We start from the raw sequence: 14,417 nt of genomic DNA, 5'->3' as shown, positions 1-14,417 counted from the left end.
TATTCATTACTCGACCGAATCGTGAATGTCCGTGAGACGGATCATGTGCGGCTGGACGGCGGCGTCGTCCCCGGAAGGCTGCTCAGGGGGATGAATGAGCCCTTCCAGCCGCGCACGCGTCGCGAGAAACTCCGGCGAATTGAACTGTGCGTAGCTGCGCGGCCTCGGCACGGGCACTTCGATCAGCTCCTGCACCGCACCGGGGTTCGCCTTTAACACGAGAATGCGATCGGCGAGATAGATCGCCTCGTCGAGATCGTGCGTAATGAAAAAAATCGTGACGTCGACGTTGCGCCAGATGTCGAGCAGGTGGGCCTGCATCTTCGCGCGCGTTTGGGCGTCGAGTGCGCCGAACGGCTCGTCCATCAACAGGATGCCGGGCCGGTTGGCGAGCGCGCGCGCAATCGCCACCCGCTGCTTCATGCCTCCCGAAAGCTGGTGCGGATAGGCGTTGGCGAATTTTTCGAGACCCACGAGATCGAGCCATTGCAGCGCCTCTCGCTCGGCCTGCGCCCGCCCCTGTCCGTTCATTCGTAGTCCGAACATGACGTTTTTCTTGACGGTGAGCCATGGAAACAGCGTATAGCCCTGGAATACCATGCCGCGGTCGGCGCCGGGCCCGCTCACCGCCTTGCCGTTCACGCGCACTTCACCCGACGATTGAGTTTCGAGGCCCGCGAGAATCCGAATGAGCGTGGATTTTCCGCAGCCCGAAGGTCCGATCACGCACACGAACTCGCGCCGGTGAGTGGTGAAGCTCACGTCGGCGAGCGCTGTGTGCTCGCCTTGCGGCGTGACGAAGCGCTTCGTGAGATTGCGCACTTCGAGAATCGGCTCACGCGTTTTCAGCCGTTCGAAACGCGCGCGCACCGCATCGGACTGGAGGAGATAGTCGGGAACGGTTTGCGGATTGAACATGATGCGGTCCTTGAGATGCTATGCGCTGCGATTAGAGCGAATGACTGCCGGGCGTTACATGCCTCACGCCTTGAGCGTGCGGTCCCACGGAAACAGCTTGCGCCCGAGGCAGGCGAGCACGAGATCGGTGCCGAGGCCGATGATGCCGATCATCATGATCGCCGCGTAGACGTTGTCGAAGTGCTGGTAGCGCGCCTGCTGCGTGATGTACCAGGTGATGCCCGAACTCGTGCCCACCAGTTCCGCAACGATCAGGTAGGTCCACGCCCAGCCGAGCAGGATGCGCTGGTCGCGGTAGAGGTCGGGCAGGATGCCGGGTACCACCACGTGCGTGAGCAGTTTCAGGCGCGCGGTGCCGAGCGTCATCGCCGCTTCCAGCAGGCCGTATTCGAGCTTGCGCGTGGTGTTGGCGACGATGAGCACCTGCTGGAACAGCGTGCCGATCACGATGATGGCGATCTTGGGCGCGTCGTAAATGCCGAGCACGGCCACCATCAGCGCACCGAACGCGGGCGCCGGCAAATAGCGGAAGAACTCGAAGAACGGCTCCTGCAGGCGCGCGAGCACGCTATAGGTGCCGCATACGATGCCGAGCGGCACGCCGACGAGCGACGAGACGACGAAGCCCCAGAAAATGATCTGGATGCTATGCCAAAGGCTCTGGTGCAGCCATACGCCGTCCTGCGCGGCGGGCGGTGTCGTGAACGCGGTATAGAACGCGCGCAGCACCTCGTGCGGCGCGGGAAGATACACCGGGTTCGCGCTCACCCCCGCCGGCAGCGCCGCATGCGTTTCGCGCGCATGGTCGAGTTCGTCGGCGAACACGGCCTTCTCGACACGCATGCCGGGCTGGAAATAATCGACGCTGCCCGGTTGCGTGATCAAGACCTGCGGATGCCAGACGAAGGGCACGTAGCTCACCACGCACCACACGAGCAGCGGCAACAAAAACGAGCCGATGCCCAACATCCACTTCCCGCGCGGCGAAAGCTCGCGGCGTACGGCAAACCACCCTGTCTGGCTGATTCCGGCCATGTTGTTCTCCTGCTAGATGACGACTGGCTCGACGAGCGTGGCCTTACTTGAGCGCGCTCGTGAGCGACGGGTCCACGTAGGCGTTCACGTCCTGCGAGCTCTTGTAGACCTGGTACTTCACGTTGAACACGTCGGCGGCTTTGCTCGAACCATAGAGCGAGCGAAAGCCGTCGGCCTTCACGTAGGCTTGTTGCGCCTCGGGCAGCGTGAGCAGCTTCGTGCCCTTGAGGAGCGGCAGATACTGCGCCGGCGTGAGGCCCACGCGCGCGGCCATGATCTTCACGGCGTCGGGCTGCGTGGCGGGGTCGTCGATGTACTTCACGACGCGGTACCAGACTTTCGCGAGCTTCTCGTAATCGGCCTTGTGCGCGGCCAGGCTCACGGGGTTCACGGCGAGCACGTCGTAGATGAGGCCAGGCTCGTCGGCGGAGGTGAACACGGGGCGCGCGCCAGGCACGGCGCGCTGCGCCTCGCCCGCATTCGGCTGCCACGCCGCGATGGCCGCGACGTCGGCGGAAGCCAGCACCTGCGGCGTTTCGTTGGTTTTCGCGTTCACGAGCGTGACGTCGCTCTCCTTCATGCCTGCACGCTGGAGCGCGTCGAGCAGCAGCAGGTGATCGACCACGCCGAACTCCACGCCGATCTTTTTGCCCTTGAGATCCTGGATCTTGCGCGCGGGCGGCTTGGCAATGACCATGTCGTTGCCGTTCGAATAGTCGGTGATGAGCGCCATCACGTTCTTCGCGCCGTTCGCGCCCATCGTGAGCGCGTCGCCGTTGGTGACGAGCACGGCGTCGAGCTTGTTGGCCGCGTAGGCGTCCATCGAGGCCGCGTAGTCGAACCAGTCGAACTTCACGTCGAGGCCGGCCTCCTTGAACCATCCCTTGTCGATCGCCACCTGCCATGCCACCCAGCCCGGCCAGTCGCTATAGCCGATACGCAGCGGCGCGGCGTTCGCGGCCTGCACGCCGGCTGCGAAGAGGCCCGTGGCGAGGGCGAGTGCGCTTGCGGCGCGTAACGCCCAGCGGCGCAGGGGTGCGGAAGCTTGCGCCTGGCGCGTGTTGCTCGCCTCGAATGCCTTGCTTGCGAACGAAAGGTGAGTTCTCTTCATGACGGATCTCCAGGAGTAAAGATGCAGCGGACTGCTTGATATAAGGGCGTGGGGATTCATGCTCCGATGCGCTCGGTTTGGGTTTGCGACTGCGACTGTGCCGCGCGATACGCGCGCCAACCGCCGTAAGCGCTGATGTCGGGTGCGTTCGCCAGCGCGGCGCTCTCGCACAGAAAGCCGAGCGCAGTGCTCCCGCTCGCGAGTTCGAGCGTGCCGATGCCGAGCGGCGCCGGAATGGCCGCGACGAACGAGCCGAAGGCAGCCGTCGGCATCTCCCAGACTTCGACCTCGATCGCCGTGCCCCCTTCGTTCACACGCACGAGGCCAGGCTTCGCGGGATCTTGCGGTCGGGCCTGCGGGAGCGCGTAAAGACGATAGGCATTCGCCGTGGTGGTGCTTTCGACGAGCCGTGCGCCGCGCCCGGTCAGTTGCCCATTGAGCGGTTCGCCGCTCAGGTGCGCGCCCACCACGGCCACGCGAACCGTGGGCGCCGGGTCGTCCTTTGCGTCACGCGGCGCCGGGCACCCATGCTCACCCAGCCAGGCACGGGCGAGGCCGAGCAGATAGGCGTCGTCGTGTGCACGCGCAACGAATGTGATGCCGAACGGCTTGCCCGCGTGCCGGCCCGTCGTGCATTCGCCCGCCGGCACGGCGAGCGCACTGAGATCGAGGAGGTTCACGAAGTTCGTGTAGTAGCCAAAGCGCGCGTTCACGCCGATCGGGTCCGCTTCGAGTTCCGCCACCGTCGACGTGGTCGGCGAGGTCGGCGTGACGAGCGCGTCGACATGCGGCCACACGCGTTCGCTCTCCATGCGCAGCGCGGCGAGCCGGTCGAACGCCGCGAAAGCGTCGGCCGCGCTCCAGCGCGCCGCGCCGCCGATGATCTCGCGCGTCACGGCATGGAGCGCCTCGGGTTGCGCCTCGAAGAACGGGCGAATCGCGGCAAGACGCTCGGCCACGAACGGGCCTTCGTAGAGCAGCCGCGCTGTGGCGAGGAACGGCTCGATGTCGATCTCTACGAGCTCTGCCCCGGCTGCGCGCAGCTTCGCGAGCGCCGCGTCGAACGCTGCCGCATACGAGGCGTCACCGTAGAAGTTCAGTTGCGCCGCGCGCGGCACGCCGAAGCGCACGCCCGCGAGCGAGCCGCCTTCGCGGCCTCCCGGTTGCCAGGCGCGCGCATAGGGATCGCCTTCGGTCACGCCGCGTGCGCATTCGAACACGCGCTGCGCGTCGTTTGCCGAAGGCGCGAAGATCGAGACGCAATCTAGCGAGCGACACGCGGGCACCACGCCCATCGTGCTCAGCACGCCTTTCGTCGGCTTGAGACCCACCAGACCATGAAAGGCCGCCGGCACGCGGCCCGAACCCGCCGTATCGGTGCCTAGCGAGAACGCGGCGAGACCAAGCGCCACGGCAACGGCCGAGCCCGAGCTGGAACCGCCCGAGGCGTACTCCGGATCGAGCGCGTTGCGGCACGCGCCATAGGGTGAGCGCTGGCCCGAAAGCCCCGTGGCGAACTGGTCGAGGTTGGTCTTGCCCACCGGAATCGCGCCCGCCGCGATCAGCCGCTCGACCACGGGCGCGCTGCGCTCCGGCGTGTACGCATAGGCGGGGCATCCGGCCGTGGTCGGCACGCCCGCGAGATCGATGTTGTCCTTGATCGCGAACGGCACGCCGTAAAGCGGCAACGTGGCCGGATCGTGTTGCGCGAGCGCATCGGCGTAACGCATCATCTCGTCGCGCGTGAGCGCGCGGATCCACACGCGATGCGGATCGTCGCCGGCGGTACGCGCGGCGATGCGCTCGACGAGTTGCGCCGGGGTGAGGCTGCCCTCCAGATACCGTGCGCGCAGCGCATCGATGGTCATGGGCAGATCGTCGTGCTGATTCATTCGCATGCGGCCTCCTCGCCGCTTACGGCGGTTGCTTGTTCGGTATCGCCTGATACTTCGGATTCCACACGAATCACCATCAGGCGCTGGCCCGTGACCACGGCGTCGCCCGCCGCGCAATCGAGGGCTTCGATCACCCCGGCCGCACTCGCGGTCACGGTCACTTCCATCTTCATCGATTCGAGAATCGCCAGATCCTGGCCCTCTTCGACGCGCTCACCCACTGCAACGAGCAGCTTCCAGACGCTGCCCGAAACATCGGCGCCGATCGCAAGACAGTCGTCGGCCAGGGCAACGGCGGCGCGCGCCGCGCTTGCCGCTTCGTCCTCCGCGGCCTCGGCCACGTAGTCCGCCTGCCCCGCCGCGCGCCAGCGCTCGCGCTCGGCATCGAACGAGGCTTGCTGCGTCGCCTTGAACGCGGCGATCGAAGCGGCCTCGTCGCGCAGGAAGCGCTCGTATTCGCCGAGATCGAACACCGACTCCTCGATGCGCAGATTGCGCCGCCCCGCGAGGAATTCGCTGCGCCACTCGGCAAGTTCCGCTTCGCTCACCTCGTAGAAGCGGATTTCGTCGAAGAAGCGCAGCAGCCAGGGCTTGCCCGGCGCGAACTCGGTCGTCGTGCGATAGCGATTCCACATCTGCACGGTGCGGCCCACGAACTGATAACCGCCCGGACCCTCCATGCCGTACACGCAGAGATACGCGCCGCCGATGCCCACGGCGTTCTCCGGCGTCCACGTGCGCGCCGGGTTGTACTTGGTGGTGACGAGCCGGTGGCGCGGGTCGACCGGCGTCGCCACGGGCGCGCCGAGATAGACGTCGCCGAGGCCGAGCACGAGATAGCGCGCGTCGAAGACGATGCGTTTCACGTCGTCGATGCTCGCCAGGCCGTTGATGCGGCGGATGAACTCGATATTGCTCGGGCACCACGGCGCGTCGGGGCGCACCGACTGCATGTACCGCTCGATGGCGACCCGCGTGGACGGGTCGTCCCACGAGAGCGGCAAATGGACGATGCGGTTCGGCACGCGCATCGCATCGACGGCGGGCAGCGCTGCCTCGGCATCCTTGAGATGATCGATCAGCTGGTCGCGCGTGAGCAGCGCGGGATCGAAATGCACCTGCAACGAGCGAATACCCGGCGTGAGATCGACGATACCCGGCAGGCGGTGCGCTTCGAGCCAGTTCATCAGCGCATGCACACGGAAACGTAGTTTCAGATCGAGTACGGGCGGCCCGTATTCGATCAACAGGTTGCGGTCGCCCGAACGGCGATAGACCACGCCCACGCCTTCGCCCGCCTGCTCGGCGCGATAGAGCACGCATTCGTGCGCATTTTCTTTTGCAGCGGCAAGCATGTCAGGCGCGGCGGGCACGAACCGCACCGTATCGCCGGGGCGCAGCTGCCCGAGCTTCCACAGTTCCTCGCCGATCACCGTGACCGGGCACACGAAGCCGCCCAGGCTCGGGCCGTCCGGGCCGAGAATCACGGGCATGTCGCCCGTGAAGTCCACGGCGCCGATCGCATAGGCGTTGTCGTGGATGTTCGAGGGATGCAGCCCCGCCTCGCCGCCGTCCGCGCGCGCCCATTGCGGCTTCGGGCCGATCAGGCGCACCCCTGTGCGGCTCGAGTTGTAGTGCACGGTCCAGCGCGCTTCGTAGAGCATCGCAATGTCTTCGCGCGTGAGAAAGTCGGGCGCGCCGTGCGGGCCGTCGAGCACCGCCAGCGCCCACTCGTGCGTGAGCACCGGCACGCGTTCCGCCGCGAGCCGCGTGCCCGCTTCGACCGTCCCGCCCTTGCCTGCATCCGGCGCGAGATGCAGCACGTCGCCCTTGCGCAGCGCGCGACCCGCGTGGCCGCCGAACTGGCCGAGCGTGAAGGTCGCCTTGCTGCCAAGATAGTCGGGCACCTGCAGGCCGCCCTTCACCGCGAGGCACGCGCGCACACCGGCACCCGTCACGCCGCCGAGCTTGAGCACCATTCCCGCGCTCGCGCGCACCACCTGCCAGTACGGCACCGGCTCGCGGTCCAGCGTCGCGGACAGCGGCGCGCCGCCGAGCACGAACAGCGTTTCCGTGTTGAAGCGCAGCGTCGCGCCCACCATCGTGAATTCGAGGCCCGCCGCATCGGGCGCGTTGCCGAGCAGCGCGTTGGCGAGATTGAACGAGCGGTCGTCCATCGGGCCCGAGGGCGGCACGCCCACGTCCCAGTAACCGAGGCGCCCCGGCGTCTGCTGCACCGTGGTCTGCACGCCGCCGTCGAGCACGTCGATGGTGTGCGGCGCAAAGAGGAAGCGGCCGAGAAAACCCGTGGTCTGCTCGCCGGCCACGAACGTTGCGGAGCCAACGATCGCGCGCAGATAGTCGAGATTCGTTTCGATGCCGTAGAGCCCGGTTCGCGAGAGCGCCTCGCCGAGTTTCGCGAGCGCCGCTTCGCGCGTCGCGCCCGTGGCGATGATCTTCGCGAGCAGCGGGTCGTAGAACGCGCTGACTTCGGTGCCCGCGTCGATCCACGTGTCCACGCGCGCATCGGCGGGAAACGCCACGTGCGTGAGCAGCCCCGAACTCGGCTGGAACTGGCGATTCGGATCTTCGGCGTAGACGCGCACCTGGATGCTCGCCGCGCCCGGCGCGAGCGTATTGGCCGGTGCGAGCGTGTCGAGCGGCGCAAGCGTGCCCTCGGCCTGGCGGATCATCCATTCCACGAGGTCGACGCCGTACACCTCCTCGGTCACGCCATGCTCCACCTGGAGCCGCGTGTTCACTTCGAGGAAGTAGAACGCGCGGGTTTGCGTGTCGAACACGAACTCCACCGTGCCCGCGCTCGCATAGCTCACCGCTTTCGCGAGACGCACGGCGGTGGCGTGCAAAGCGCGGCGTTCGTCGTCGGTCAGGCCCGGCGCGGGCGTCTCCTCGATCACTTTCTGGTTGCGCCGCTGCACCGAGCAGTCGCGCTCGCCGAGCGAGATCACGTTGCCCCTGCCGTCGCCGAACACCTGCACTTCGATATGGCGCGCGTGCTCGACGAACTTTTCCAGGTACACGCCGCTATTCGCGAAGTTGCTCTCGCCAAGGCGCACGACCGAGGCGAAGGCGGTTTCGAGCTGCGCGGGATCGTGGCACAGCGACATGCCGATGCCGCCGCCACCCGCCGTGCTCTTGAGCATCACGGGGTAGCCGAGCGTTGCCGCCGCTTCGAGCGCCGACGCCACGTCGGGCAGCAGGCCGGTGCCCGGCAACAGCGCCACGTCGTTGGCGCGCGCGATCTCGCGTGCCGTGTGCTTGAGGCCGAAGGCCGTCATGTGCTCGGGGCGCGGGCCGATGAAGGCGATGCCCGCCCGCTCGCATGCACTCGCAAATGCTTCGTTTTCCGAAAGAAAGCCGTAGCCCGGATGCACGGCCTGTGCACCGGTGCTGCGCGCCGCCGCGAGAATGGCCTCGGCGTTCAGATAGCTTTGCGCGACGGGCGCGGGCCCGATGCAAACGGCCTCGTCCGCGAGCATCACGTGCATCGCGTGGCGGTCCGCCTCGGAGTACACGGCCACCGATGCGATGCCGAGGCGCTTGAGCGTGCGGATCACGCGGCACGCAATCTCGCCGCGGTTGGCAATAAGAACCTTGTCGAGCGCCATCGTCATGCCCCCCAGACGAGCAGACGCACGGGCGTCGGGTTGTAACCGTTGCAGGGATTGTTCAGCTGCGGGCAGTTCGAAATCAGCACCGTCACGTCCTGTTCCGCGCGCACTTCGACGTATTTGCCCGGCGCGGAGATGCCGTCTTCGAACGTGAGCTTGCCAAGCGGCGTAACGGGCACGTTCATGAAGAAGTTGATGTTGCTGACGATGTCGCGCTTGCCGAGCAGTGCGCCGACGCCGCAGGTGCAGTGCGCGAGCGCGTTGAGGTAGCTGTCGCGGCAGCTGTGCATATGGCGCTTTTCGAGCGCGTAGCGCACCGTGTTGCTCTCGGCCGCGCAGGCGCCGCCCAGCGTGTCATGACGGCCGCACGTGTCGGCGACGATGGTAAGGAGCGGCGCGCCACGGTTCGACATGAGCACGCTGCCCGCGCTCAGATAGAGGTTGCGCTGTGCGCGGATGGTGTCCTGCGCGCTATATCGCTCCGTGGGGTCGGCGCTGCTGTAGAAGAGCGTGTCCACGGCCTGGTTGCCTTCGAGATCGACGATGCGCAGCGTCTCGCCACGCTTCATGTCGTGCAGCCACGGCTCGCCCGCGGGCAAGGTGAAATCGGTGTGTGCGTTGCGCTCGTCGAGCGCGCTTTCGATGATCGGCATGACGGCTCCCTTGCGCTCAGGCGAACAGACGGTCGGTGTTGACGAAGCCGCGCTCGTTCTCGGCGCAGGCCGTGCGGCACGGATCGTCGGCAGGCGCGCAGGCGTCGGCCGCATAGGCGCGCCAGGCGACGAGCTTCACGGGCTTCGGCGCGTATTGAGCGTGCGGATCGAGCGGATGCGGCGCCGTCGAGAACGCGGCGAGCGTGTTCATTTCGAAGCGCAGGTCGAACGCCGCGCCCGCGCGCGAGTGGCGCGGCACGAATTCGAGCGCACCGTCCTCCCCCACGGCGACCTTGCTGAAGAAGTTCACGTTGGCCACGAGATCGCGCGCGCCGAGGCCGTACTTGGCGAGTTCGAGCACGAGGCTGTCGCGCCCGTTGCGGATCATCTCGTTGCGATGCGCCTGGTAGCGCTTTTCGCCGTACTTGCGTGCAAACAGTGCCGCGTCGCCGACGCCGCCGAGCGGATCGTGCCAGCCGAGCGTATCGGCCGTGATCGAGGCAATCACGCGGCCCATGTCGGTGTAGAGCACGTGGCCGCGCGTGAGATGGGCCGTGTGCTGCGCCTTGAGCGTATCGGCCATGTTGTAGCGTTCGAGCAGATCTTCCTGGCGATGAAACACGGCGGCGAGATTCGCGCCGCCTTCGAGGTCGATCACGCGCAGCGCGAGGCCGCGGCGCAGGATGCCCGACCAGTGCGTGCCCGCGGGAATCACGGTTTCCCAAAGCACATCGACGTGTGGAAGATCAGGCTGCGCGGTAGCTGAAGCGAAGCTGGACGGCATGGAGGCTCCTTTGCGAAGGGATAGGACGTGAGAGGGCGACCGAACGACATCGCGACCTCCCGGGCTTTTATCCCTCCGTGGAGCCTCATCGCCGCCTTGCGGACAAGGTGGTGGACGAGACCGGATTGCTCTCGGACCAGGCATCGAACGCGCGGCATGGACTCATGCGTTGCACCGACCGGAACCCTAGCGATCCTAAGATGATGCAAATTGCTTCGCACCTCTCGGCACGACATTGAGCGAGATCCGTGCCAGCAGGTGCATGCCCCCTCGATTCGAGGCGAAGAGCAGCGTGTAGACGCTCACCGCATACGCAACTGCGGGCACCGTCGAACAGGCGGCGAGTGCCTGCGGCCACGCCCGGCCCCGCCCGCTGATGGGGCGCGCACTGCCCCAAAGCAATGCGGCGGCACTATCTGCGTGCAAATTCACGCGCAGGCGCCATAAAACAAAACCGGTTCGCAGGCGTTGCGCACCTCATGAGCGCGCAACGCACCGCGAACCGGTCGTGCTTCAGGTGGATAGGGCGTCGCGAGGCTTACGCCCGCCAGGTGTTCAACCTTTGCGAGGCGTCAGCTCACGAAATTCCGCCAGTGTGCAGGCTCGTTGCCCCGACTATGGCTATCGCAAGTGCACCGATTTCATCCGAACGGCTCCCAGGCGAAGGCCGCCAGCTACCGATAGATATCGATGTACCGCTTGCCATCGCTCTGAACAACGCCGCGATACATGCCTTCGGTGTTGAACGGCATCGAAACATGCCCCTCGACATCGACGGCAATGAGCCCTCCCGTGCCGCGTTGCTGCGGGATCGCCTCGCTCACGACCGCGCGCGCAGCCTCATCGACTGTTGCGTGACCGTACTTCATTCGCGCTGCGACGTCATGAGCCGCGACAGCGCGGATAAACGCTTCTCCCGTTCCCGTCGTGGACACGGCTACGCGTGCGTCCGCAAACGTGCCGCATCCGATCAGCGGGGAATCGCCGATTCGCCCGTGGCGCTTGTTCGTCAAGCCACCGGTGGAGGTCGCCGCTGCCAGATGCCCCATTGCATCGAGCGCGACCGCACCGACCGTGCCGAACTTGTGCTCGCCATTGATGAGTCCGCTCGCGTCGCCAGGATCTTGTTTGCGAAGCAGTGCCGTGCCGTCGTGATCAAGCAATTCGCGTCCGGTGTCGCGCACGGCGAGCAACTGCTGCCAGCGAAAGTCGGTGTAGAAGTATTCGGGGCTCTCGAGAGCCAGACCTTCGTCGGCGGCGAATTGCTCAGCCCCCGCTCCCGAGAGCAACACGTGCGTTGAGCGATCCATCACGCGCTGTGCCGCAACGACCGGATTCTTGATGCGGGACACGCCAGCCACCGCGCCTGCGCGCCCCGTATGGCCTTCCATGATGGCCGCGTCCATTTCGTGCGTGCCCGCATGCGTGAATACGGAGCCGCGCCCTGCGTTGAAAAGCGGGCAATTCTCCAACGCGACAACGGCGGCGACGACGGCCTCGACGCTCGATCCACCGCCTTTTAGAACCTGATGGCCTGCCTCGAGCGCTTCTTCGAGTGCTGCCCGATGAGCGGCTTCCTGTTCCGCCGACATGACGCCGCGCTGCAGCGTTCCGGCGCCGCCGTGGATTGCCAGGACGTACTGTGCCATTTCACTCCTCCTACGTATCGGATCAATGCGCGTGAGTCGCCGCCTGGGCCGGCTCTTCCCCGACGAGCTTTCTCATCATCGGCATCATGAGGAACAGCAGGGCAGAAACGGCGATGAGCCCTGCGGCGATGCCCCCATAGAGCAATGTCAACCGTGCCGGGACGGGCATGTAAAAGCCCGCAAAGTAACCAGCGAGCTTGTACCCGAACGAGCTACCGAAGAACCAGAGTCCCATCATCAATCCAACGAGCTTCACGGGTGCGAGCTTCGTAACGAGGTTCAAGCCGACAGGGCTCAGGCAGAGTTCGCCAAACACTTCGAACAGGAACAGACCGGCAAGCCAGAGCGGATTGACCCTGGCGCCGACATAGAGCGACGAGGCCATGATCGCAAACCCGGCGTAGCCAATGCCGATCAACAGCGGCGCCAGGGCGAGCTTCGCGAGGCTCGAGGGTTGCCGGGGGCCGAGCCATGCCCAGAGCGCCGCGAACACCGGGGCGAGCAGGATCACGTACAGTGCGGTCAGCGACTGGAACCAGGCTGCCGGTACGAGGAAGCTGCCGAGATTTCGCTGCACCATATCCTTGGCAAAGAGACTCAGGCTCGAGCCTTTCTGTTCATATGCGGACCAGAAAGCAATCGTCACGACGAAATAGATGCCCATCACGGCGAGGCGCTTCCACTCGGCGCGTGTCAGTTGTTCCTGCATCCCCATCATCACAACGATAACGAGCGCATCGAAGGCCAGCAGGAAAGGAAGCACGTTCTGCCAGTTGCTTCCGGCGAGCAACGTGCCAATGACGGTGAACACGCCGAGCGCGATATAGACCGACGTCCGCAGCAGACCACCTTGCGGCTTCTGTGTCGCCTCTACAGGCTTTGCCACGTTCCGGTTGCCGACATGCGCGAGACGGCCTCTTTGCCGCCAGAAAACGATGAGCCCGATCAACATGCCGACGCCTGCGGCTGCAAAACCGAAGTGCCAGCTATTGACCGGATCGATACCGAATGAGCGAAGCAACTTCCTGAACGGCTCAGCTTCCGCAAGAAAGCCGCAGACGAGCGGCGCGAGGAATGCGCCGATGTTGATGCCCATGTAGAAGATCGAAAATCCGCTGTCGCGGCGCTCGTCATCCTGTGAGTAGAGGCCGCCCACGAGTGCGCTCACATTCGGCTTGAGCAGACCCGTCCCGCATGCGACAAGCACGAGCCCGGCGAAGAACGTCGGGACCGCAGGAATGGCCATGGTGAAGTGGCCGCATGCGATGATGATGCCGCCGATCAGCACCGCTCGACGCGTGCCGAGCCACTGGTCGGCGATGATGCCGCCGGGAAGCGCGAGCAGAAACGCGGCCATCGAATACGTGCCATAGATCGCCGTCGCATGGGGCGTGTCGTAACCAAGGCCGCCAAGCCCCGGGGCCGCAACCATGTACAGCACGAGAATGGCTCTCATGCCGTAGAAGCTGAATCGCTCCCACATCTCGGTGAAGAACAGCGTGGTGAGCCCGCGCGGATGCCCTGCAAGTCCCGTCGTGTCCCTGAGCTGCTGGACCGATGAGCCGGCAGCGCTATCGGAGGTTGTGTTCATGGTGTCTCCTCTGCTTCTCGACCTGCTGAGACAATTGAAGGTGACCGTCGCGGCGTCACGATCGGTTGCGAACCCTGCGAGGCACCCCAGCACTGCCATCGCCGCCCGTTCGGCTAATGCCCCTGCTCTTGCTGCTGCGCCTCGTGCCCGCTTCGGCTTTAGCCTGCGTCGACGGTGTGGTGTCGAACACGAGGTACGGCAACACCGTTTGTGACAAAGTGGCCGCCATTGCTTTTGTCTCCGGTGTTGCTTTCAGCACTTCCGATGTCAATGTTTCGATGAGCGCCACCATGGCCACCGCACTCGACGACAGCACCCGATGTTCAGCCGGAGCCAGCAACACCGCGTCGGCCGTCGCGGCGAGCGGCGCGGTCGGGTTGTCGGTCAGGGCGACGACGAAAGCGCCGCGTTCGCGGGCAAATCGCGCAAGCTCGACCGTGTCGCGCGAATAGCGGGGCAGCGAGATCGCGATCAACGTGTCGCCTGTGCCAATGTGCGCCATGTGTCGTGCGGCTTGCTCGCTGCCGCCTCCAGCAGCGGCCCATACGACGCGCCGGTGATATGGCATCAGCGTGTCCGCCAATAGTCCGGTCAACCAGGTGCTCAAACCGAGCCCGAGACAATACACAGAGTGGCTCGCAACGATACGCGTCACCGTCTGGGCCAGTCGCTCCTGTTGCAACGACGAATCCATCGCGACAAGGTTGCGTTGATGATCTGCCAGCCATGCGCCGATACCTTGCTGGGCCGTCGGCGCTTCCAGTTTCTCCACCGGTTGCAACGCTTGCCGCACGACTGCGGCGAGTTCCGCCTTCAGCTCCGAAAACCCGCGATATCCGGCGTGCCTGGCAAACCGGTTGACGCTGGCAGCGGAGCCGCCGCACGCTTGCGCGACTTCTTCGATCGTGAGCGTCGCGGCGTCGAGCGAATGCGAGGCAAGCCATCGCGCGACGGGCTTCAACGCCGCCGACGCGGTGGCGGATGCATAGTGAATGCGCTCGATCACACCGGGGAATTCGGTTTTTCTCACGGGAGGAATGAGTCGTCCTGGTCAAGGTACGCGTGTAGTATGACCATGTGAATTTAAATTTTCAAGATGGTGAAAACGAGAAAAATTTTATTCACTGCGCTGCGGGAGACAACGAGGGT

At 65.4% G+C, this 14,417-nt stretch carries 10 protein-coding genes and 1 riboswitch; all 10 genes read right to left on the bottom strand.

All coding sequences use genetic code 11. The features are described 5' to 3' along the window. Window positions 1-6: 6 nt before the first annotated feature. The 10 genes from BMI01S_RS13180 to BMI01S_RS13135 all read right to left on the bottom strand — a co-directional run bounded on the left by BMI01S_RS13180 (window position 7) and on the right by BMI01S_RS13135 (window position 14,274). Window positions 7-918 (bottom strand): ABC transporter ATP-binding protein, encoded by a 912-nt coding sequence (locus BMI01S_RS13180; RefSeq protein WP_028210319.1) that lies wholly within the window; start codon window positions 916-918, stop codon window positions 7-9. A gap of 63 nt (window positions 919-981) precedes the next feature. After that, on the bottom strand, window positions 982-1,953 hold the full coding sequence (locus BMI01S_RS13175; protein ID WP_028210320.1) for an ABC transporter permease: 972 nt from the start codon (window positions 1,951-1,953) through the stop codon (window positions 982-984). A gap of 43 nt (window positions 1,954-1,996) precedes the next feature. Further along, window positions 1,997-3,064: an ABC transporter substrate-binding protein gene (locus tag BMI01S_RS13170; RefSeq protein WP_028230391.1), complete on the bottom strand. Its 1,068-nt coding sequence runs from the start codon at window positions 3,062-3,064 to the stop codon at window positions 1,997-1,999. A gap of 56 nt (window positions 3,065-3,120) precedes the next feature. After that, window positions 3,121-4,962: an allophanate hydrolase gene (gene atzF, locus BMI01S_RS13165; protein WP_028230390.1), complete on the bottom strand. Its 1,842-nt coding sequence runs from the start codon at window positions 4,960-4,962 to the stop codon at window positions 3,121-3,123. Beyond that, complete coding sequence (locus tag BMI01S_RS13160) at window positions 4,953-8,588, bottom strand: 5-oxoprolinase/urea amidolyase family protein (RefSeq protein ID WP_036044451.1); 3,636 nt, start codon at window positions 8,586-8,588, stop codon at window positions 4,953-4,955. Before BMI01S_RS13160 ends, atzF begins: the two co-directional genes overlap by 10 nt. A gap of 2 nt (window positions 8,589-8,590) precedes the next feature. Continuing rightward, entirely contained in the window at window positions 8,591-9,244 is a 654-nt protein-coding gene (locus BMI01S_RS13155) for an urea amidolyase associated protein UAAP2 (protein WP_028210324.1), read from the bottom strand. A 16-nt stretch (window positions 9,245-9,260) separates the two neighbouring features. Next, window positions 9,261-10,028 (bottom strand): urea amidolyase associated protein UAAP1, encoded by a 768-nt coding sequence (locus BMI01S_RS13150; RefSeq protein WP_028230389.1) that lies wholly within the window; start codon window positions 10,026-10,028, stop codon window positions 9,261-9,263. 54 nt (window positions 10,029-10,082) lie between these two features. Then, window positions 10,083-10,229: riboswitch (guanidine-I (ykkC/yxkD leader) on the bottom strand. Between the two features lie 473 nt (window positions 10,230-10,702). Beyond that, window positions 10,703-11,677 carry an isoaspartyl peptidase/L-asparaginase family protein gene (locus tag BMI01S_RS13145; protein WP_028230388.1) on the bottom strand — a complete coding sequence of 325 codons (975 nt, stop codon included), beginning with the start codon at window positions 11,675-11,677 and terminating at the stop codon, window positions 10,703-10,705. A 22-nt stretch (window positions 11,678-11,699) separates the two neighbouring features. Further along, a complete protein-coding gene (locus BMI01S_RS13140) occupies window positions 11,700-13,268 on the bottom strand; it encodes a peptide MFS transporter (protein WP_028210327.1) in 1,569 nt (522 codons plus the stop codon). A gap of 55 nt (window positions 13,269-13,323) precedes the next feature. Further along, window positions 13,324-14,274 (bottom strand): MurR/RpiR family transcriptional regulator, encoded by a 951-nt coding sequence (locus BMI01S_RS13135; RefSeq protein ID WP_051381345.1) that lies wholly within the window; start codon window positions 14,272-14,274, stop codon window positions 13,324-13,326. Window positions 14,275-14,417 lie beyond the last annotated feature (143 nt).

Source organism: Paraburkholderia mimosarum LMG 23256 = NBRC 106338 (genome assembly GCF_000739815.1).
In the GTDB taxonomy this organism is placed as follows: Bacteria; Pseudomonadota; Gammaproteobacteria; order Burkholderiales; family Burkholderiaceae; genus Paraburkholderia; species Paraburkholderia mimosarum.
This window is presented reverse-complemented; position numbering and strand designations above follow the sequence as displayed.